11 protein-coding genes are annotated in these 23164 nt (G+C 45.4%); all 11 read right to left on the bottom strand.

Annotated features, from left to right (window positions below; genetic code table 11):
• Positions 1-52 precede the first annotated feature (52 nt).
• The 11 genes from FW774_RS13175 to FW774_RS13125 all read right to left on the bottom strand — a co-directional run bounded on the left by FW774_RS13175 (position 53) and on the right by FW774_RS13125 (position 23154).
• Positions 53-3412, bottom strand: a complete 3360-nt coding sequence (locus FW774_RS13175) for a DUF5107 domain-containing protein (RefSeq protein WP_149348661.1) — start codon at positions 3410-3412, stop codon at positions 53-55.
• A gap of 359 nt (positions 3413-3771) precedes the next feature.
• Positions 3772-5121 (bottom strand): sugar porter family MFS transporter, encoded by a 1350-nt coding sequence (locus tag FW774_RS13170; protein WP_149348660.1) that lies wholly within the window; start codon positions 5119-5121, stop codon positions 3772-3774.
• Between the two features lie 288 nt (positions 5122-5409).
• Positions 5410-6132: an SGNH/GDSL hydrolase family protein gene (locus FW774_RS13165; RefSeq protein WP_149348659.1), complete on the bottom strand. Its 723-nt coding sequence runs from the start codon at positions 6130-6132 to the stop codon at positions 5410-5412.
• Between the two features lie 427 nt (positions 6133-6559).
• Positions 6560-8578 carry a polysaccharide lyase family 8 super-sandwich domain-containing protein gene (locus FW774_RS13160; protein WP_149348658.1) on the bottom strand — a complete coding sequence of 673 codons (2019 nt, stop codon included), beginning with the start codon at positions 8576-8578 and terminating at the stop codon, positions 6560-6562.
• A gap of 322 nt (positions 8579-8900) precedes the next feature.
• Complete coding sequence (locus tag FW774_RS13155) at positions 8901-10142, bottom strand: glycoside hydrolase family 88 protein (protein WP_242457824.1); 1242 nt, start codon at positions 10140-10142, stop codon at positions 8901-8903.
• A 52-nt stretch (positions 10143-10194) separates the two neighbouring features.
• Complete coding sequence (locus tag FW774_RS13150; RefSeq protein ID WP_149348657.1) at positions 10195-12960, bottom strand: sugar-binding domain-containing protein; 2766 nt, start codon at positions 12958-12960, stop codon at positions 10195-10197.
• Positions 12961-13058: 98 nt separating this feature from the next.
• Complete coding sequence (locus FW774_RS13145; protein WP_149348656.1) at positions 13059-14705, bottom strand: glycoside hydrolase; 1647 nt, start codon at positions 14703-14705, stop codon at positions 13059-13061.
• A 203-nt stretch (positions 14706-14908) separates the two neighbouring features.
• Positions 14909-16498, bottom strand: coding sequence for a hypothetical protein (locus tag FW774_RS13140; protein ID WP_149348655.1), 1590 nt, complete (start codon positions 16496-16498; stop codon positions 14909-14911).
• 31 nt (positions 16499-16529) lie between these two features.
• Positions 16530-18251 (bottom strand): RagB/SusD family nutrient uptake outer membrane protein, encoded by a 1722-nt coding sequence (locus tag FW774_RS13135; protein WP_149348654.1) that lies wholly within the window; start codon positions 18249-18251, stop codon positions 16530-16532.
• A gap of 114 nt (positions 18252-18365) precedes the next feature.
• Entirely contained in the window at positions 18366-21227 is a 2862-nt protein-coding gene (locus tag FW774_RS13130) for a SusC/RagA family TonB-linked outer membrane protein (protein WP_149348653.1), read from the bottom strand.
• A 154-nt stretch (positions 21228-21381) separates the two neighbouring features.
• Positions 21382-23154, bottom strand: a complete 1773-nt coding sequence (locus FW774_RS13125; RefSeq protein ID WP_149348652.1) for a RagB/SusD family nutrient uptake outer membrane protein — start codon at positions 23152-23154, stop codon at positions 21382-21384.
• Positions 23155-23164: the final 10 nt, after the last annotated feature.

Here is a 23164-nt window from a genome sequence, read left to right as displayed (position 1 = left end):
AGCTCGCACCAGCGAAAGACAGACCAATGAGAATTAACTTGAAACTGCTAATTTACCCCGCCACATTCATTACGGTTTCTTCTTCCTGCACGGCTTGTCTTAGATGCGTTTCGGCGCCAAAATGCATCGCATCCTGTTGCAACGCCTGCTCTAATTCGAATTTTGCTTCTTTTAAATTACTCAAACCTAAATATCCCAATCCCATCAGGTAATGACAATGAATTACATTTCTAACATTCAAATCATCTTCAAAAATCAGCAAATCAGGTAGCGATACCGCGAAATAATCAATCTTCACCTTGTCATTTAAATGCTGTTGACCGTAATCTACCAGCTTCCGGAAAATAATCTGGGCCTTTTCTTTCTCACCCAATTGTATCCAGGCCAGCCCCTGGTAAAATATTTTATCCGGCTGCTGGTCGTTATAAAACATGGCGGCCGAAGGCTCAGAAAGTCCCTCGGTAGCTTTCTCAAAGTACTGCTTTGCCTTTTCCTCCTGACCTAATCCCTGGAAAGCACATCCTAACCAGTAGAAAATATCATTTTCCTGGGCGCCGAATAGTTTTCCTTCGCCAAGGTTATGCGGATAAAACTGGGCTTGCTGTAATTTTTCTATGGCCTCGGTAAACCGCTTGTGGCGGATATCCTGCTTTGCTAATTCAACCAAACTGTAGATATACTGGCCGGAGACTTTTCCTTCGCCGCCTTCCCAGGGGTGAAACTGCCGGGTACTAATCAATTCATAGGCTTTTTCATATTGTCCCAGGAAATTATACAGGGCGGCTCTTTCGAGGTAAACATCATCGCGGAAATCAACCAATTCGGGATATTTTTCCAGGAATGCCAGCCGCTCTTCGGGCGATTTGTTAAGCCGTTTATACAACTGGTCGAGTTCCATAAAGACACGGGCATCGGTTTCATCAAGCGCAAATGCCTTTTCAAAACATTGCAGCGCCTTAGCCGCATTATGCTGTTTATTAAAATAAGCGATACCCAGGTTGCGGAAAACGGTCGGGAAAGCATTATCCCGTCCGGCCGCTATTTCCCACATCGCTATCGCTTCGGCATACTGACGCTTATCGTACCATAAATTGCCTAAATAGTACGGTGCACGGGCATCTGTGGGGTTCAGGGTTAATGCCGATTGCAGCACATTCACATCTTCTATACGATTAGGAAAACACAAGTCTGCATCCGCGGCAGCACCCTTTCTGAACCATGCCAGTGCTTCTTCCTCATCCCCGGCTTGCAGGCTGAACCATCCCAGGTAATAAAATACCATCGGGTAAGTTTCTTCATCACGGTTTCCTATGGCATAGCTTATCAGTGCAATGGCTTCGGAATATAAACCGGCCGAGGCATAATCCAGCGCATATTCTATAAAACTATTCGCATTTCGCCTGGACAGACGCATTAATGTGGCTAATGCCGCATCGGCATCTTCTTTTCTGTCCAGCAGCTGATATATCCTGTGCTGTTCGAAATAAATATTCAGGTTGAATAAATCCCGCTTAATAGCTTCCGTACATACATCCAGGGCTTCTTCCAAACGATGCTGCTTACGCAGGATAGCTGCTTTTAACGCCCTGGCCTTGCTGTTCCGGGCATTCCGGTCAACAGACCACTCAATGTGCTCAAGCGCCTGCGTAAAATCCTCTTTTGCAACATCGATCTGTGCCAGTGAAAAATAAGCGCTGTCCTGCCAGGCGCTGTTCCAGGCCGATTTGTAAAAGGCTTCGTAGGCTTCATCCGTTTTACCTTGTAATTTCAGGCTTAATCCCAGGTTATAATACGGCTCTCCATCGTAAGGATTAGGATTGCGCTGGATAAGCGTCTCTATCGCCTTACGGAAATACGGCTCGCTTTTGGCAAACTGCCCGCGACGTAAATACCATTTTCCGAGTGCGTTATTGTTCCGCACATCTTTCGGGTCACGACGAAGGGCCTCTTCATAGTAATCTACCGGGTTGTACGTAGCATGACGGTATTGCTCCAGGTGCTGGCCGGTAAGGAAAAGCTGCTCGTTGTTTTCTACGTCTTTTGGCTCCAGGGCAGCTTTTGCAGGCTCGGGAATTTCGTTCTTCCGGTTTGCTGAGGGCTGATAACGGATAAGCTCTTTACCGGATTGGTTTTCAATCCGAAGCAATATATCTTCCTCGTTTATTTCATGTGGCAACAGCAGCTCTTTTTTCCAAAGATTTTCCGGCGACACATGCATGGTTTCTGAAAACAACAGCTCATCTCCCGCAGAGAAGCTCAGTTCCAGGTTCGTTTGTATGGATGTCGCAAAAACTTTCAGAATGGCTTTTTTACCCTCAATATCCACATAAACCAGTAGGTCTTTTGTCGCATTTTTTACAACACCGAGTTCCCGGTAAGGCATAAAATATTGGGTAAACGATTTCTCCTCGTAAGGCATCAGCCAGGTAAAGTCGGGCTGATTATCGGTGTAAACGCCGGTCATCAGCTCAATATACGGCCCATCCTCATCGGTCAGGTTACGGTCCCAGGCTTTGCCGAAATCGCCATTGCCCCAGGTCCACTGCTTTTTGCCTGGCGATACGTGGTGATTGGCCACGTGAAGCACGCCGGCCTGTGTATCATTTTCATAGCCACCCACAAAATCGTAATCTGAACGGATAGCCATATAAGAGGTTGGAACGGGAATATTTTTATAGTTGGAAATATCGGTTCCGGGCGAATAATCTACCTTGTAATACGTGCCTGTAGCAATCGGGAAGCTGCTTACATCCCGCTTGCCGTGGTCGAAAACGGCGTTAACATCGGGCGGAAAAACCGACTGGTAATAGTCGTTTACTTTTACTGCCGGATTTGCCCACCATAAAAAGGTTTGCGGCAGGCTGGTACGGTTATATAATTTCGCCTTTATTTCCAGGTAAGCGTTAGCCGGATGCAGCGTAAAACCAGCCATTCCCTTGGTCCGGAACATCTTCTCCACCTCATTTACCCATACGGTTTTACTGCCATCGGCATGCTCTTCAATGGTATAATCTACCGGCTCAAAGGTGCTGGGACGGTGGTGTTGTGGCCAGTTAAACTCTATTCCACCCGAAATCCAGGGGCCACATAAACCCACCAACGCCGGTTTTATCACCTGGTTATAGTAGATGAAATGACGTTGCTTAACTTTATCGTAAGCCATTTGCACCCGTCCGCCAAGCTCGGGCAGAATCATGATTTTGAGGTATTTATTTTCCAGGAATAAACCGGTATAAGCTACATTTTCTTTATCGTCGTAAATTTTTTCAATAACCGGGTTGGGATATACCACACCGCTGCTTCCCTGGTACACACGTTTTTCAAAGAACATCGGATTTTTTTCCGGTTTTCCCGTTCCGTATGTCGGGATAATCACTTTCTCTTCCCAAACATTGACAACAAATTCGTCCATTCTATTTTTACTGATTTTCTAAGGATATGTTAATTACTTAAATGCTTATTATATTTTCTATGAGATAAACTGCCTTCCACTTTTAATCCCGATGGTCATATTGATATCAAGTTAAAGGTAAATCCTCCCCCTACCCCCTTCCGCCAGCTGGCGGAGGGATATGCAAATGCCCTAACCTGCCTAACTTTTGTAAAAATCAGTGTCCAACTGTGCCTGTCCCCCTCTTTGAGGGGGGCGTGTTGGCGATGTGTGCAGGGAGGGGGAGGTGCTTTTTCCATTATTGAACGTATTTCTTTCTTATCTTGACTCTAATGCATACGTACGGGATTCAACTTTTTACTTTTAACTTTTGACTTCATTCAATGTCTTATCAGATTTTGCTCTAATTCTTCCAGGGTTTGCCCTTTGGTTTCCTTCACCTTGCTTTTCACAAACAGGAAACCCAATAAACAGATAACCGCATAGAGGTAAAACGGCCCGTATGCGCCAAGCACTTCTGCCAGTATCGGGAAAGTGAACACCAGGATAAAGTAAGCTCCCCAAAGGGATACGATAGCTACAGACGAGGCTACACCACGTATTTTATTGGGGAAAATTTCCGAGATAAGCACCCAGGTTACCGGGGCCAGAGAGGTGGCATACATCGCGATAGCCAGCAGCACAAAAACGGATACCAAACCGGCAGCAGCCTGGCTTTGCAGTAAAAATGCCAGCACAATGTACACAATAGATAATCCGAGTGAGCCGATAAGCATCAGCGGACGGCGGCCCAGCTTGTCTACCTGCCACATGGCCACCATGGTAAACAGCAAATTGACTACGCCAATAGCTACGGTCTCGAACAATTGCCGGTCGAGGTTTGCGCCCACAGATTCAAAAATGGTAGAGGTGTAATTAAATACGACGTTAATGCCGCACAACTGCTGGAAAACGGCCAGCGTTACCCCTATTATAACTGCCGGACGAACGCCTTTTTCAAACACCGCCCTGAATGACTGTGGCTTTGCTCCTTCAAGGGAATGCTGAATATCCCGGAAGGTGTTTTCTACGAATGACGTGCTACCGATTTTTTCCAGCACCGCTTTTGCCTGGGTTTCTTTCCCTGCTTTAATCAGCCAGCGGGGACTTTCGGGAAGCCAGATAACACCCAGAAAAAATAAAGCGGACGGCACAGCACCTAAACCGAACATCCAGCGCCAGGCTTCAGGGCCGTTATCTGCCAGCGTATAGTTTACCAGGTTGGTAACTAAAATACCGATTACAATGGTGAGCTGGTTAATAGCCACATTGCGACCACGGATAGCAGCCGGAGAAACCTCGGCAATATAGAGCGGACTCAGCATGGAAGCCATTCCCACACCGATACCCGCGGCAAAGCGCATCATAACAAAAATGGTCAGTCCATGCGAAAAGGCCATACCAAGCGATGACAGAGCAAAAATGAGCGCTGCCAGCATTAATCCCGGTTTGCGGCCATAGCGGTCGGCTAAGCCTCCTGCCAGCAGGCAACCTGCAATGCAGCCCAAAGCCAGCGAACCGGTAAGAAAACCCTCCCACCAGGCGCTCAACTGAAATTCAGGCCGTAAAAAGGGTAAGGCTCCCGCGATGACGGCAAAATCAAACCCGAACAGGTATCCGCCAAGGGCAGAAATAAACGATATGCCAAGGATATAGGTATTCTTAAAAGTGGCAGGCTGGTTGGTCGTCATATTTTGTTATATAGATTAAAATTGGTTATTTATTTTTATACTCCTCACATTTTCACCTGTTTAACCTGCAAAAGCTACAAACTCTGTCTTTCCGTTTTTCGCAGGTGCAATCAGGATTAATCGGTTATTCAAACGTAGGGGAGAAATGCAAATTTTAAAATGGTTTATCCCTCGAAAAAGATAGACAATCTTCCACTCGCAACAGGACTATTTTATAAAACACGTCATAACTGTACAGATAGCGTTATAATTGTTCATATTTTTCATACCTCAATGGACAATCTTACACTATTCGATAAGTTTAAACCAATCCATTATTTTATCAGCAATAACCTGGTGCCCTTTTTTGTTGGGATGATTACTTTGTGCCATATAATCTTTGAGGTTTTTACCGGATTTAGCCAGGTCATAGAAAGCACCATAACTATCTACTAAACCGATATGATATTGTTCTGCCAGGCCAATCAATTGTTTGGAAAACTGGGCCAGCACATTATCAGGTTTCAGAATATCCACGGTCAGGTCAGTAGATGGAGTCATCAAAATCACTTTTATTTTCCGTTTAAGCGCTTTCCTGATCATTTTCCCCATCGCTTCGCGGGATTTTTCCAGGCCAACAGCCCGGTCGTTCAGGGCATAATCAATAAACAACACATCCGGTTTATGGGTCAGCACATCACGCTTAAACCGTTTTTCGCCCTGAACAGAATTTTCGCCGCCAATAGACGTGGTAATTATATTGATCACCGCGTTGGGATAAACGGCCTTTAGCCGCTCAAGCAGCAAGGAAGGATAAGCCTCAAGCTTATGCACTTCCGGTGTTCTGAAATAACCGGTTGGCACGGAATGCCCGTGAAATACCAGGTTAATGGTACGGTTCTTCGGCCAGGCCTTTGTCAGTTCAGTTTTAATGTCATTCAGATAGGTTTGGGGATTTGCCTGGGCAAAGCTGTTTTGAACAGTAGTAATGGTTAGTAACAGACCGAGAATAATTGAAGATATTTTGTTCATGTGAGTTTTATTTGGTGATTATTATAATTCATTGTTTAGCTGAACGGTTAAAGATTGCTTCGTTACCATTAACCTTGTTTGTAAAACACTGATTATCAGATTTATTCTCCGACAATTGGCGGAGAAGCAATGACGCTCCTATTTTCGTTCCCGAAGTCTCGCATTAGCGTCAAGTTAAGGGTAAATCCTCCCCCTACCCCCTCCGGCGGGGGATATGCAAGCGCCCTAACCTGCCTAACTTTTGTAAAAATTAGTATCGAACTGTGCCTGTCCCCCTCTTTGAGGGGGGCGTGTTGGCAATGTGCGCAGGAAGGGGGAGGTGCTTTTGCCATTATTGAACGCGTTTCCTTCTTAAAGAAATCTTAAAGCAGACGTCAATCATTACTCAACTGGTTAAATAACGCAGAAATGTCAATCGTTTTCATGTTTATTTTATTGTTTCAGCAACCGTAGTACCATCTGCCGGTAAGGTCATGCTAACCGTTTTATTATTTAGAATGAAGTTAGCCTGCAATCCTTTATGCGAAGGGTCGCTGGCGTACAGCTTACCGTTCTTTAGCAAAACCAAACACGGTTGGTCTGCCTGTATGGACTGCTGCTTGCCGGTTTGAAGCTTAGCCGGAGTATAAAATACAGCCATCATTGCGCCATCCTTAAACTGCACGGCCTGGCAGTTTTTATCGTTTTGCAGTATCTTCCAGCTTGGTTTGCCGGCAAGCTTTTTAGCCTGCCGCGGAGTTTCGCAGCGTGCCAGCACATACCCGGCAGCGGAATTCTGTTCGGGATGATGGAGCATAACCGGCGTGAACATTTTTCCGGCAACCGGTTCCGTGGTTTCGGATGCGTTGATGGTTGTCCATGAGCCGGAAACTTCCTGTAAACGAAGCTCAAACGAGGCGGGTTGCAGCGGAATATAGGCAAATCCGGCATGCTGTATCCAGGTTACATGCTCAAGCTGATGCACACCTGTATCCAACACGTTGCCCACCTTATTTACCGTTACATCGCCCTGCCAGCGACATTGGTCTAAAGCGGTATAGATGTTTCCCGGAATATTCCCGGCTTTTATATCCGCTATCAGGCAAACTACCGCATCCTGGTAACAAGCCCAGAATTTTCGGGCCGAAAGCACCTGCTTCCCGGTTTTATCTTTAAGCTGATAATCCATTGCCGAGCAACCATCCGTTTTATCGCTCACACTACCCACAAAAGGCAGCCGGTTTACCTGGTAAGCATCTTTAAAGGTTGTTACGCCGGGCAGCGCAGTCCAGTCCCATACGGGCAGCAGGTCTGTATATTCCTTACCATTTCTAATCAGGTACGCATCGCCGCTGTTCAGCAGCTTGCCCTTCAGGTTTTCGTGATTGATGGACTCTGTAACCAGCGTCCGGTCTGAAATGGTTTTCAGAAAAAAACTGAAACCGGGCCGGTGAAAAGCAGCAAAATCAGAATACGGATAATACCGGAAACCATTCAGCGCTCCTTTTCCGTTCTGTATGGCTTCCATGGTTTTCAGTTCGTTTGCTTTTGCAGGCTGAAGCGCAATGATAAAGGGAAGCAGCGGACGTAAATCGGCGCTTTTCAACTCGCCTTTGCGGGATGCGGAACGGTCCATCGTTCCGGGAACGGTATAAATTCCACGAGCCATCCATTGCCAGCCTTTCAGCACCATATCGGTCAGTATCGTCACTTTTTCTGCCGGAAATGCCAGCGGTGTTTCACGAAGCTGCCAGGCAACACGCAGGCTTTCCCACAGGTATGCTTTGCCATACTGGTACATTTGCAGCCGCTTACCATGCTGGTGAAAGCTGTAATCGGGTTGAATGCCTTCGCCGGTGGTAATCTTAATTTCGCGAATAATAAGCTCCCTGCAATGATTAATTAACTTTTCATCGCCGGTCAACGCTCCGTAATGTAATCCCAGGTCGGCACACCAAACCAGGTTGCCTCCTAAATAATCATCGTGCACCCGCAGCTGTGCCATTACTTCGAGCGCCTGTTTCATTCGTTCAGCATCTAAATTTCCGCGAACCAGGATGAGGATATCCCGCATAAGACGGGGAATACCGATTTCATTATGCCACCAGTTACTGCTTTGATAACGTTTTGCGAGCCAATGGTCTAAAGCGATAGTAATCTTATTCAACAAGTGCCCGTTATGATAATCCGGCGATTGCGGATTTGCCCACACCAGGGCAATTTCCCGTATCCGGAGCAGATGCTGGGAAGGTTTCCACCCGGCAGGCTCTTTATCTTTATAATCAATATCCGGCCATTGTCCTGCCGGATTTAATGTGGCTATCCAGGTTTTTACGGATTCCGTTTGAAGCGGACTGGTACGAAACAGGTATTCACGATACCGGTTTAACAACGTATCTGTTTGTGCCTGCGCCCGGAATAAAAAGAATGAATGGAATATGATAATGAATATGATCCTGTATTTCATCGCTTAAAAATATTGTCAGTTAAAGCTGTTTAGAAGATATGCCACAAAGTTTCAAAGACACTAAATCTATATTTTGCATACTTTATCTTTTTGCGTCCTAACGTCTTGTAGCAAAGTATTACTTTTTGGACAGCTTCTCTATTTTTGATAATTGTATCATTGAACAAATGCACATCGGCGTTGTAACGTCGGATAAAAATGCACTCGTTATAAACGAGCGCAAGCATAAACCAATCCTTCGACAGGCTCAGGCAACGCATATCCGGCGTTGTAAACGCCTGACAAGATACGCTCGTTACAAACGAGCGTAATCAACATCATACTATTTTCTCAAAGCCCGGTAACGCATCAGCGCTTCGGTGTAATAATAATCTGCATAGCTCAGCGGTACGTCCACCTCGGCATTGCCCGGTACACCGCCCGATGCATGCATCAAAATAAACCCGCTATTCTTCCCAATTTCACTCCGGTAAGCCGGTGATGATAACGATTGTAACATAGCCTCCGCAGCTTTTAAGTAGCTCTCGCCAACTTTATGCTTCACATACCCAGCCAGCTCAATCAAGGCCGAAGCGGTAATTGCCGCTGCCGAGGCATCGCGGGGTGTTACCGGATATTTTGCCGGATCATATTTCCAGGGCGGATTAAAGCCCGGCTGTCCGACATTGAAATCCCAGTAAGGAATTTTATCTTCCGGCAGGTTGGGATGGTTAATGAAAAAATCAGCCATTTTTTGTGCAGTTTCTAAAAAACGTCTATCCCCGGTTTCGCGATAAACCATGGTAAAACCGTAAATCCCCCAGGCCTGCCCACGCGACCAGGTGGAATTATCCGAGAATCCCTGCTGCGTTTCCCTGCTTTTTACTTCCCCGGTTTCTACATCGTAATTAACTACATGGTAACTGCTAAAATCCGGCCGCAGGTGATTTTTCATCGTTGTTTCTACATGTTTTATGGCAATATCCTTGTAATAAGGTTCGCCTGTAACTTTTGATGCGAAAAACAGCAGCTCCAGGTTCATCATATTATCAATAATTACCGGAAAGTTAAGCATTCGCTTCCCGTCAAGCGATTTCACCTCATCCCACGATTTAATACAGCCAACCCGCGGGTCAAACCGCGTAGCTAATGATTTGGCTGAACGCACCAGGACATCTTTGTCATGCGGATTGTTAAACAGACGGTAAGCATTTCCGAAACTACAATTCATCATAAAGCCTAAATCATGATTCACCGTAACCGTTTTGAGCTTTTCCATATTTTTCAGGCGACGTTGTATCTCGCTTAACAAGGTGCTGTCGCCGGAAAACTCGTACAGGTATAACAACGTACCCGGATAAAAACCGCTTGTCCAGGCATAGGGAGTAACCGTCATCAGACGGCCGTTCTCAAACGTACGCGGCCATTGTTCAGGTTGCAGGTGGTGCATTAATATTTTGTATTGCTCAACGGATTGCTTCAAACTGGTATCAACCGTTTGCAGCAGCGTTTTCTGTGGCCTGATAGCATATCGCTTTTGTGCATTGGCGTTATTTAGCGTTATCAGCAGTAATAATAAACCCAAACAACGAATCATCTTATTTTCTATTGTACACATGCGTATTGTCCGGTAACTCTTACTTTTTAAACAGCTTATCAATCATCTCCATGGTTACTTCTTCCCGTGGTTCAAAATCGCTGCTGTTTACATATTTTTCCAAACTGTATAAAAATTGCCGGGCAACCGGACGCTTGTCCATATTATTCTTTAAGTCAACAGCCGAAACCAATAAACTTCCCTTCCCTACTCTGGCTTCAAATACCAGTGCAATTTTACGCGGGTTATTCCAATCGGGAATCATTTGCACCAGGGGCTTAAAACCAAACGGTAACTGGTCTAATACCATCGGTTTTGAATGGGCAACCACATCCCACCATTGCCAGTTGGAATGAAACTCGGTTGGAAAATACCTGAGCGCAGGATTTTCCGGGTTGCACAATATCCCCAAAAGGTTAGGCGGCATCCCTGACCACACGGTATTCCAGGAAATTCCTGAAAATACCGGCGCCGCATCAGATATTATATTCGCTGTATCGGCTAACAGCAGAACTTTTCCTCCTTTTCCCAGGTATTTTTTTACTTTATCATCCCAGTTATGGGCCAGCATCACTTTACTCGATTTCACTTCGGGTAATTGTTTGGGATATACCCATATTTCCCATCGATTACTATACGTTGTCCCCTGAATGCTGATGGTTAAATTAAGCTGAGCGGCTTTTTCAATTTTATTTAAGGGAACAGAAAGTTCGCCTAATGTAAACGGACTACCTATCGGGATATCGGTTTTACCGAAATCTCCGGCCGCATATACGGTTCCGTCCGGATAATTTAACGACCAGTGTGCTACAGCTCCGTTCATGGCCGCATTGCCAAAATTGGCAAACTGAGCGGTGGCCTTAAAGGTCTGGTCTTTTGTCCAGGTAAATGCCGCGGTGCGCAATAAGGGAACCCGTGCGTTTTGAAATTTACTGAATTCGGCTGCCGTTACATACGGTTTAGGGTCCCAGAAAATATCTACCACACCCACAGGCGCCGTTCCCTGACCGGGAAAGTCATTCAGTTGCAGCATGTGATACCCGCCAAAACCAGGTGTACGCAGGTAAGACTCCACTTCCTCTTTCTTCATGATTACGTGAAATTTTCCTGATGCGGTGGTAAAGGCCTCTGCCTGGTCCAGCATCTTCCGGTCACGAAGCAATTCCCTAAACAATTCATAATTGTATGGTTTCAGCACACCGGTATATTTGGGAATTTCGTTAAAGTTGGGATATACGCACCACTGCCCTATTTCGTGGGTAATCATGGGTACTTTATTTTTAGACACATAATCCGAATAATCGTATCTGGTATCCAGCGGCTTTACATTAAACCGGCTTTTCAGTCCTTCTTTCCAGCGGTGCGGACGTGCCCCATACAGCACATGGTAATCGCTTTCGGGAATTAAGGGATAAGCTGCACTACCGGTATATAAATGCCGGGAATCAATTGCTTTCCAATGCGTAACCTGGGCACTGAGAAATTCCTTTACTTTCGGGCCTACCATTTCGTTGCCTTCGCAGAAAAATACAAAGGATGGGTGGTTACCATAAGCTTTCAATATTCTTTCGCCTTCTTCTTTAAGGAAACGGTTTACCGCAGAGTCCTTTCCAACGGTGAACCGCCAGTCGGGATTTTCAACCTGCAAATACAGCCCCAACTGGTCCGCGGCGTCAAAAGCGGCTTCCGGTGGGCACCAGGTATGGAAACGCATAGCGTTTAAACCGTAATCTTTGCAGGTTTTAAAAATCCGGAGCCATTCATTGATATCCGTAGGCGGATATCCCGTTAACGGAAATTCGGAGGAGTTTACCGTTCCGCGGATAAACGTTGGATGCCCGTTAAATACAAACCGGGTTCCTTCGGTTTTAAGCTCACGAACGCCAAATTTCAGCGTTTTAAAATCGCTGTTGTCTGCGCCGCCGGCTTCGGCGTTCATTTGAATATTTAGCTGGTACAGCGCCGGGTTAAATTCATCCCATAACCGGATGTTTTCTCCTAAATTGACAGTCGCTGTAACCGTAATCAGCGAATCACTGCCGGAAAACCGGGTGCTTTGCGTGGTAATGGCTTGCGACTGATTGGTATTGATGGTATTCCCCGAAAAGGTTAGTGTTCCCTGTACTGCTTTTTTAGCGAAATTCCGGATACTGACCTTAACTTTCGCTAGCTTTTTGGCCGCATCGGGATAAACCTGTACATCGGCTATACTTACAGGGTCAAAAGCTCTAAGCTCCATCTTCCCGATAATGCCGTTCCAGTTGGTTTGCGTTTCAGCGCTAATGGCATGAGCATATTCAATATCATAGATTTTATCATTATTTACACGTATGCGTATCTTATTTTTCTGCCCTGGCCGGATAAGCGAGGACACCATATAAGTGTGCGGCACAGAAAGGCTTTCCTGACGGCCTGCCGGTTTATCATTTACCCAAACCCGTGTTTCCCAATGCGCCCGTTCCAGGAAAAGCTGCACTTCCTTGCCTTTCCAGCTTGCCGGAACATAAATTTCCTTCTCGTACCAGGCAATGCCTTTATATTCAAATTCGCGGGTCAGGCGCAGCGAGGTCATACCCTGTGTTTTGTACCCCTTTCCTGCCACATCGGTTGAACCGGGCAGAGTAATGGTTTCCGCAAGCTGCGGCAGTAACTGTACACCGTTACTGTTTACACCGGTTTCAAACGGATCGAGCTTGAATTTCCAGATGCCTTCCAAAGGAAGTTTGGTTATATTACTCTGTGCAAATACAGAAAATCCTGTTAAAAGGCTTACTAACAGAGAAAGAAGGGAACGGCTATACTTCATAATAAGATTCTATATATGAGAAGTGAGATATGAGAAATTGCAATTTATAATGAACGAAAAAACTAATCAGCCCAAAACCTAAACAACTATAAATTAACTCAATAACTTCCAATCAGGGTTACCACTGATCGTGGACTTAGCGTGATATTCTCAGCCTTTACTACTGATTTTTTAAGATTCCGGGTATTATCTGTAATATATGCTTTTAAATTACCGGAAATACCGGCAAGCTGCACGGTTTTCTGTATGCTTTGCGGATTGATAATAACAAATACGACTTGTTTCGCAGCCGGGTCTTTATAGGCAGAAACCATTAGCCTGCCGGCAGCTTCTTCGGGCGTGCTGATACCGCTTACCGAAACGGCGACACGTTTCATGCCCGGCCTTACAAAGCGTGCAAAGTTTCCAAACGCCCACAGTTGCTTGGAATCTGAAACCATGCCGTCATTTTTTGAACCGGGAATATCGATCTGTCCCGATGGCGCATTGATATAAACCAGCGCATCGCTGTAATTATACGGGCTCATGGCCAGCCACCACTGCCAGGAAGTTACATTGGCAATGGTTAAATCATGGTGCAGTACTTTGGCTACGTATATACCGTAATTTATTCCTGTATTCCGTGGAGAACCGCTGTATTGATCGCAGATATTTCCCAGGATGCCGAATTCGGTTTGCCAGGTTTCAAGCCCCGGTTTAACCCGCTCTACTTGTGCGGCTACCAGGTTACGCACATTGATCATGTTGTTATCCGGACAGGTCGTAAAATAACTGTGCGACGAAATAATTGACGCGACATTGGGCAAATTACCAATATAGTTGGACGAATAGGGAGAAAAAAACTGGTTGATCTGGTCGCCGCGACCATCCGTGTTTCTTCCATAAAGGAAATCCCACTGCCCGGCTTCTCCTATCACTACTTTGGCGTTTGTTCCGGCAAGTTTGGGTGAAAGCAGTTTTACCAGTGAAGTAATTTCGGTATTCTCGGCTTGTGTGCCTTCCTGGCTTGCGCCATCAACTCTTCCCCATGTCCACTGCGGCTCGTTGATTGGGCTCAGGAAGTCAAACCCGAAGTGTTTGATTACCTGCACCATAAAATCGGCGTAAGCCTCTAATTTCCCATTCTGTATATTCAGCTTGGTTGTACCCGATGAATTGTACGCTTTACCGTTCTGGGCCATAAATACCGGCGGCGTTAACGAAAAACCCAGTGTATATTTTACGCCACGCTGTTTGGCGGCCTGTAAAAACCATTGCTGTCCCTGCTGTTTCTGCCAGTTGTAAGAACCGTCTTCGTTCAGAAAACATTCTTCACGACGCCACTCATCGGTAATGTTACTGGCTGCGCCTTGTTCGTAGCTCCCACTGCCAATATTAAACCGCCATAAGGATAATCCGATTCCTTTCGGGCTTCCATCAGACAATGTATCCAGGCTAAACAGTAAATCGGCAATATGATTCTTCTTCTGAATATCCGCCCACTTTCCCACAAATTTGGCTGCCCAGCAATCGGAAGCCCCAAAACTGTGGATGGTCTGTTTTTCATCATCCGGATGAATGGTTATGGTAATTTTTTCTTTGACCTCCGGATTGTCTACTGTGCTTACTTTGGGTTTACCACAGGCTGTTTGCGGCAGCAGGATCTGCACCAGCACAAAAACAGAACAGGCATTACGGAACAGATTATGTACTTTTCTTTGTTTAAATCTTTTTATCAGACGTTTCGGCTTAAAATTGTTCTTCATTTCTTTACACTCATTCGTTGAGATAGTAGTTATAAAAGAAGGGGCTCTAAAGTCAACTATGGTCATCCTGAGCTTGTCGAAGGATTAGTTCATTATGGCTACAGACGCTTCCCCCGAGAATTCGGGGTCAGCGTGACTGTGATTTGATGGTTTTGTTGACTCTAGAACCCCTTTTTATGATATTCAAAAGTTAATTATCCCGACTAATTTCCAGTTCTTATTAACCGCAGTCTTTGCAATGCCAGATCGTATGTGGCTTTGAACGTACCGGCCATATTATGCGAGAATCCGTAGTTAGGCGATGTGCCGCTTGGGCCAACAGCACCTACGATATCTATAAAATCGCCGTAATCATCTTTCATATTTGCCCGTGCGGCTGTTAACCTGAACCAGCCTCCGCTGCCTATTACATCTTTGGGGGCAGTAAAGCTGATATTAACTGCTGAGCCGGTTGTTTTAAATGTACCTGTATACAAATAACTGTGTCCGGCTTCTTTCATCAGCTTTGGCGAAGTAGCAGTCTCTGACCACCCACCATTACTACCGACAACGATATTACTGATCACTGCCAGGTAGGGCCAGGGCGTACTTTCAGACCATCCGGGATATTTAACAGGATCCATAAAAGGTCTGGAAGGGGTAAATGGCGTTGCTGTAATGGTACGTGCAGTCATATCTACCAATACATGGTAGTAACCTTTCTGACTTACCGGTAATTTAAAGTTAGCGCTGCTCAGGTCAGTAGTGACCGTCCCTTGGGTTGTTGCGCTTTGACCCAGTATATTCGGTCCGTTTAACGTATATGTGGGAGCAGCCTGATTGGTAGTAAACGGCTTATCATTGCCGATAAAAGCAACAAAACGGATATTATCACTTGCCTCGTTCCTGTAATAATAATCAACAACAAAGCTGTTAGCACCCTGCTTTTTCATCGAAAGTAATGTTCCTATCCCACGGGCATTTCCACCATTATCGTATCCCTGGTTGGTTACTTCGGCATCTGTTTCGGCATCAGAAAGATATAATCTGTCTACATAACCTACTGTAATGTTACCACCTACCGTTTTTTTATTGCCGCTGGCATCTACCGAGCGCACAATATATTGATACTGTCCGACTTTCCCTGCAGGCAGTGCAAATGTTTTTACCACATGATAAGCGGTTTTTTCCGTAGTATTTTGCGGAGTTATCATTTCGGAGAGGTCTACCGACTGACCATCGGCTGTTTCACCCCAGACTTTGACTTCTATCGAAGCAATTTCTGCATCGGTAATATTTGCTTCAACATCTACATTAACCGGTGCGCTGGTAAAGCCTAAAAATTTAGTAACCGTTGGTTTTATCATCGTTATACTTGGCGGAAGCAGATCAGGGTTATAACCCGGAACCTGATTTTCTGCCGATAAATCTTCTACCTCTACATTGCCTTTTACCACACCGCCTTTGTTGTTGGTAATGGTGAATTCAATGGTATGCTTTGTTGGATTCACATCTTTGGTAACCAGAAAGGTATCTTTCACCACATACGTGGTCTGGTTATTTACCGCGAAGGTTGTATCCAGCTGCCACTCGCCGTTTTTTAGCTGCACTTTGCTGATGCCATCTTCATCTTTAAGCTGGGCCTGCACGGCTACTTTGTATTCGGGCCCGATCCACAATAATTGTGCAGAAGCATCTTGTAATTGTGGAAGATCCGGTGAACCGGTATCTGAGAACAATAACGGCTCACTGCATGAAACGATGCAGCATAATGCAATGGCAATACCTGCTAATTCTAAGAATAATTTTTTCATGACCTTTATGATTTAATTTTTCCTGATTTTATTACCAGCCTTCGTTTTGTGTTAAATTACCTTCACTTTTCAGTACTTCGGTCTCCGGAATGGGATATACGTACATTTTGGGATTAAAAACCCGGTCTTCGGCTTTTTGTACCAGGTAAGTAAAGCTACCATTAGGCTCTTTGGTAATCTTCATAGCCATTATGGGTTTATTTTCGGTTTGTTCGGCAATTTTCCAGCGGCGCACATCGAAGAAACGATGCTCTTCAAAAGCCAGCTCTACACGGCGTTCATTACGAATATGCTCCCGCATTTCTTCTTTTGAAAGCCCCGGAGACAGAATTGGCATAAGCACATCTGCCCTTTGGCGCACCCTGTCTACAGCAGCCTTGGCAGTCATGGTGTAGCCGTGGGTAGCTTCGGGCCCATAGGCTTCGTTCATTGCCTCGGCATAATCAAGCAATATTTCGGCGTACCGGAATAATATCCAGGTATGCACACTGGTTGAGTTCTTTGTCAGATCAAGACTTTCGTCAACAAATTTACGGATGTAGTAGCCGGTTGTTGTAGCGTAGAGCTTGCCAAGTCCGTCTAAGCCGCCCACCCAGCATTCTACCGGGCGGCCTTTAAACGTAGTGTTATTGGTTAGAATTGACATGCCTAAACGCGGGTCTCTCCCGCTGTAAGGATTTGCCGGGTTGTACCCCGAACCAGGCTCACCAATTTGCATTCCGGTAGCTTTCATCTCATAAGCGTCTACCAAATTCTGCGATGGGCTTGTACTCCCCTGGCCGCCCTGAGGATAACCGATCGGGTAATTTGTTTTTTCAAAATCATTCCTGGACCAGCCCTGTATGGCAAAGATCACTTCAGAGTTACCATCGGCGCCGTTACCCAACCTGAATAAGCCGCTATAGCTGCTGTGCAGCGCATACCTGCCTGTGGCAATCACATCGTGTGCGGCTTTGGCTGCGGCTTCCCATTTTGTAACATCGTTCGACGGGTTATTTAACGGGCTGGCGGCATATAGCAACACCCTGGCTTTTAAGGCCAGAGCCGCTCCCTGCGTAACCCTTCCACGCCATCTTTCTGAGGCATAGCCAACCCAGGTATCTTTAAGCTGGGGATACACGGTATCGCATTCGTTTGAAATAAACTTAGCGCATTCATCAAAGGTTTTCCGTTTAAACTGCTTTAATTCCTCATCGGTGTAGGTTGATTTGTCAACAATGGGCACACCTCCGTAGCGCTTGATCAACTCAAAGTAATACAAGGCTCTTAAAAAACGAGCTTCGGCCCGCAACCACGCGATATCTTTTACATTGGTTTCATAGGTGCTTTTGTTTGCAGGGTCGATGGTATCGCGGTAAATAATTTGTTTATAGTTCTTAGAATTTTCAAGAAACAGGTTAGCGCTGCGTATACCCTGATAAAAGTAGGCCCAGCAATCTTCCGGGTTGGAAGCAGCCGTCCATGTGCCTGTATTATACTTCTGAATGCTGGAGCCGGGATCGGCATGATCGGCTTCATCGCAGGCAGAGGCCAGCATGGCATTGTCTATGCGCTGATATCCAAAGCGGTTAAACAGGTAGGCATACACCCCGAAGCCGGCCTGCTGCATCCTGTCGTAATTTACGAAAACATCCTCCTGCTTGTAATTAGTTTCCAGTTCTCGATCTAAAAACTTACTGCAACTTGCGCAGGTAACTAAAATTGCTATAAAAGCAACTGTTAGCTTCATTAATTTCATGTAATTGATTTTCATCTGAAAATATTTTTTGTTTTTAAATGGACAGATGGAGCTCACATGATGGCATCTTATTCTTTTCATACCATTGCGTGATTGCTCGCCATCATGTTCGGTTCATCGTAAAGCCTTTTAAAATTTAACACTAATTCCGGCCGAGTAGGATTTCAGCGTAGGATATCCCATACTCAACGTTTCGGGGTCAACATCAACAGCTAAGTCATCCCATGTAAGTAAGTTCATACCGCTTACATAAAACTTAATGCTTTCAAGCCCCATTTTAGCTACCGCTTTTTTAGATAAGGTATAGCCTAATTCAATATTTCTAAGCCTTAAAAAATTGGCGTTACGTACCCAGAATGTCGATGCCTGGTAATTATTGGCATTAGACTGTGTTGTTAACCTGGGATATGTAGCGGTGGCACGGGTTTCGGGAGTCCAGCGACCGTTTACTGCCCAATCTAACACATTGGCATTATTGGTAAATGGCTGAAACAGGTAGCCACTCAGATACACGCTCCGGTTAGCTACACCCTGGAAGAACAGGTCGAGATTAAACCCGTTAAAGGCAACACCGGTATTCACTCCATAATTGATCTGCGGATAGTTTGCCTTACCAATAGCGATCTGATCGTTCACATCGATTATGCCATCGCCATTCTGATCTTTGTATTTTAAATCGCCGGGGCGTACCGTAGAAAAGGTTTGCACCGGGCTGGATATAATATCACTTTCATCTCTGAAATAGCCTATAGCTTCCAGTCCAAAATATTGTCCAACCGGGTGACCCTGGCGGTAACTATAGGTTTCTTTTTTAGGGGTTTCATAGCTCTCCTTGATCTTGTTGAACGCATACGTAAACTGTCCGCCTACATAATATTTAACCTTACCGGCATCGCCATTATAGGTTGCGGCTATTTCTGTTCCGTAATCAATTACGCGGCCCTTATTGGCTGTTACACCCGCCGTATAACCTGCTAATGCGGATGTAACACCTGACATATTTACCAGAATATCCGAACGGTTTTCATGGAATACATCGGCATTTATGCTCAGCTTGTTGTTAAACAAGGCAGCATCTACACCAAAGTTAAGAATGCGCCCTGTTTCCCAGGTGATATCCGGATTTGCCATTCCCAACTGTACCAGTGCGCTGGAAAAGTTCTGTCCGGTTCCGAAATAATAGCCCTGGCTGCTGGCCGTGCCCCAATACTGGTTGTAGTTAAAGCGTGAAGCGCCACGGTCATTACCAACCATACCGGCAGATGCACGCAGCTTCAGGTAATTGATCCATTTGCTTGATTTTAAGAAATCTTCTTTATGCATTAACCAGGCAGCTGAAATTGCCGGGAAGAAACCGAACCGGTGTCCCGGAGGATAATTCTCCAGGCCGCTGTACGAAAAAGCACCTTCGGCAAAATATTTCTCTTTGTAGTTATAGGTTATGCGGCCTGCCAGGTTTTGCATGGCAAAAGCCGACTGGTTGCCTAACACCGTATATTTATCCTGCTGGAAGAAGATCATTCCTCCCACTTCGTGCTGGTTAAACTTGCGGTCGAAATCAAAACCACCCTGAAAAATGATACGGTTGTTTTCGTAGTCATTACCGGTAACTACCGACAAATCTGAATCCAGTCCCTGTTGCTGATAATAAATAGAATCCTGTCCGTTTGATCCGGTGGTCAGCAATGGCTCGTAGTAGGCGTAGTTACGGGTTTTATCATACCGGTTTTGTAACAGGTTATCAAACAATACCGCTCCGAATATTTTTAATCCATCTGTTATAAAATCAAGCTTCTGGGTAGCCCGCACATTCATCTGGATGTTACGGTCATGCCGGGACTGATAACCTCTTTCTAACAGATCGCCCAAAGGGTTGCTCGGATAATTTGCCGAACCTGTAACCCGGCCATCCGGGGTTCTTACAGAATACAAATTAGGTGCATAAGTGATCATGTTCTGCCAGAAGGTTGCCGTAGCTACAGGCGGAAATCTCCGGTCCTGGATATTTCCTCCCAAACCCACCTGGGCAGAAAAGCCTTTGGACAGGTTCAGATCAAGGTTGGCCCTGAAATTTAAGCAGTTGTAGTTCAGGTTAGAATTATGTGTCTGGTCTGTACCTGCATATAAACCCTGGTTATTCATAAAACCTGCCATTACGAAGTATTTGGCGGTCTGGTTGCCTCCGTCAAAGGTTACGGAGTAATCCTGTATCGGCGAATTTTTTCGAAGGATCTCGTCAAACCAGTTTACATTGGGATACAGGTAAGGATCTGTTCCCAACCGGTAACCTTCTAACTGGGTGGCTGTATAGGTAGGCGGCAATCCATCATTCTGCCTCGCTTCATTATAAAGCCTGGCAAAGTCATACGAGTTGGCCAGCTTGGGCAACTGTATTGCCGACTGGGAGCCGTACCTGGCGTTTAGTGAAATATTTGTTTTATTGCTGAGATTCCCCCGCCGGGTAGTTACCAGCAATACGCCGTTTCCACCTTTGGCCCCATATAAGGCTAATGCCGCAGCATCCTTCAACACGGTTACGCTTTCAATCTCATCGGGCGATAAAAAGCTGATGTTATTAACCTGGATGCCATCTACAAGAAGTAAAACGCCATTACTTAACGAGGTATGCTGTCCACGTACTGTAATGCTGGGCTCATCAAAACCGGGCGCCCCGCCTGTACCCATAATGGTTACTCCCGGCAGCTTACCGATCAAGGCATTGGTTAAGGTTGCGGTTTGAATTTTACGCAGCTCGGCTCCGCTCACACTCGATATTGCTGAAGTAACCTGGTCTTTGGCTTGTGTACCATAAGCTACCCGGGCTATCGAATCAACATTGGCTTCGTACTGAACAGGCTGTGCGTTCAGCTTAAGCAAAAATGCGGAGCAGCATAGCAATAGCGGCACAACCTTTTTCAACCTAAGCCCTGAAAAGCTCAGGCCCGTAACACCAGGTTGTGCGGATATATTTTTATTGAATTGATGTTTCATCTGACAATATTTTTTGTTTTTAAATGGGATGGCGGAGCACATAGAATGATATATCATTCTTCTTAAGCTTCCTGTGTAATTGCCTGCCATCATGTTCGGTTCATAATTAGGTTTGTTTCTAATAAACACACTTGTTATATTCCGTAACATAGCCTTACCATCCGGGATTCTGAACAATGTATCCGAGGTTAATTTCACTGATCCTGAACGGATACAGATACATCTTATCATCCCACACCCGGTCTTCAAACTTCTCTAAATGATAGGTTGGGCTGCTTCCTCCTACTAAACGGAGACCATACATTCCGCCTTTCATTACTCCTTCATTTCCGGCAATTTTCCAGCGGCGTACATCAAAATACCGGTGCTCTTCAAACGCAAGCTCTACACCCCGCTCCCGGTGAATTTTATTACGCATATCTTCCTGGTTGGTATAGGAGTATCCAGGCATACCGGCCCGGTCCCTGATCTCGTTAATTGCCCAGGTGATCTGGTTGGGATCGCCATTAACCTCATTCAACGCTTCGGCATAATTGAGGTAAAATTCAGCTAAACGGAAGGTGATCCATTTTGGAGGAGGATTAGAACCGTTTCTAACGCCTTTCACAAATTTGCGCAGGAAACCAACGCCATTATAGGCATCCAGCAATTTGCCATGCTGCTCATAAAAGTGATAAACGGTACCGGTTCCCCGTGCCCATTCCTCGCCGGAATAGAATACTGATGCCTGGAAACGAGGCTCTAACTCTTTCAATTTCCTGCGGTACTCTGAATAAGGATAATTAACTCCGGGTTGCTCATCCCAGGTTTGGTCGGTACCGTCTGCTTTCTGATAGAACTTAGTAAAATTAAGCGTAACACCGATATTAATTGGGTCTGTACCGGTGTAAACTACTGTTCCCGGAGTCATGAAACGTACAAAATAGTTGTTCGTACTTGTACCCATAAATCCGGCATCCAGTATGGTCTCGTTTACACTTGGATTAATAAATATCTCCTCGTAACGGTCAACCAGGTTACTTTTTTCACGGTACAATTTACACCACCCACTTTCATTTGCGGCCCAGTCTAAAACCGCTTTGCTGGCATCTGCTGCCAGCTGCCAACGGTGAGGGTCGTAATTGGTATAACCTATCATTTTCCGCAATTCAGGATCGGCTACCGGCACATACGACTGCGCCGAATTAAACAAGGGGCTGGCTGCATATAATAGTGTCCTGGCTTTTAATGCCAATGCCGCTCCTTTAACAATCCGGCCACGGTACTTGCTTGGGTAGCTATTGGGCAGATCTTTTGCGGCGTCATCGCAGCTTTTCACGATAAAGTTTACAGTCTCCTCATAGGTGCTTCGTGGAATACGTACCTCGGGGACATCTTCGGCACTGGTTACTTTCAACGATTTGTCAACAATGGCAACCCCGCCTAAACGTTGCATCAGATCAAAGTGCATTAAAGCCCGTAGAAAAATGGCTTCTGCTTTCATCGACGCTTTTTCTTTATCCGAGAAAGGGGCTTTGTCGATATTTTCTATGAACAGGTTGGCATTACGGATCCCCTTGTAACAAAATTCGCTTCTGAATTCATACCAGTAAATATCGCTTGAGCTCCAGTTCCCTTTATTGAAAGCTTCAGCTCCTGTAATATTCGAATAAGCGTCGGCTTCATCATCAGCCGCAGCTACAATAGTGTACGTTGCGCCGTAATGGTAATAGCCATTTTCGCCGGATGCCCAGTAATACGGAAATTCAAAGATAGAGCATGTTTGATAAACAGTCCATAAAAACTGCTCTGTCCGCTCGGCCGAAGAAAAAATATCATCTATTTTGATGTCGCTGCTCTCCGGTTTTTCCAGGTATTTGGTACAGGAGGTCAGCATCAATATACTCATACTTACTACAAGTATTTTATTGAATACGTTTCGTTTCATATCAAAAACT

The organism is Pedobacter sp. BS3, from assembly GCF_008274585.1.
GTDB lineage: Bacteria > Bacteroidota > Bacteroidia > Sphingobacteriales > Sphingobacteriaceae > Hufsiella_A.
Note: the sequence above shows the minus strand (reverse complement) of the source record. Positions and strands in the feature narration are given on the sequence as shown.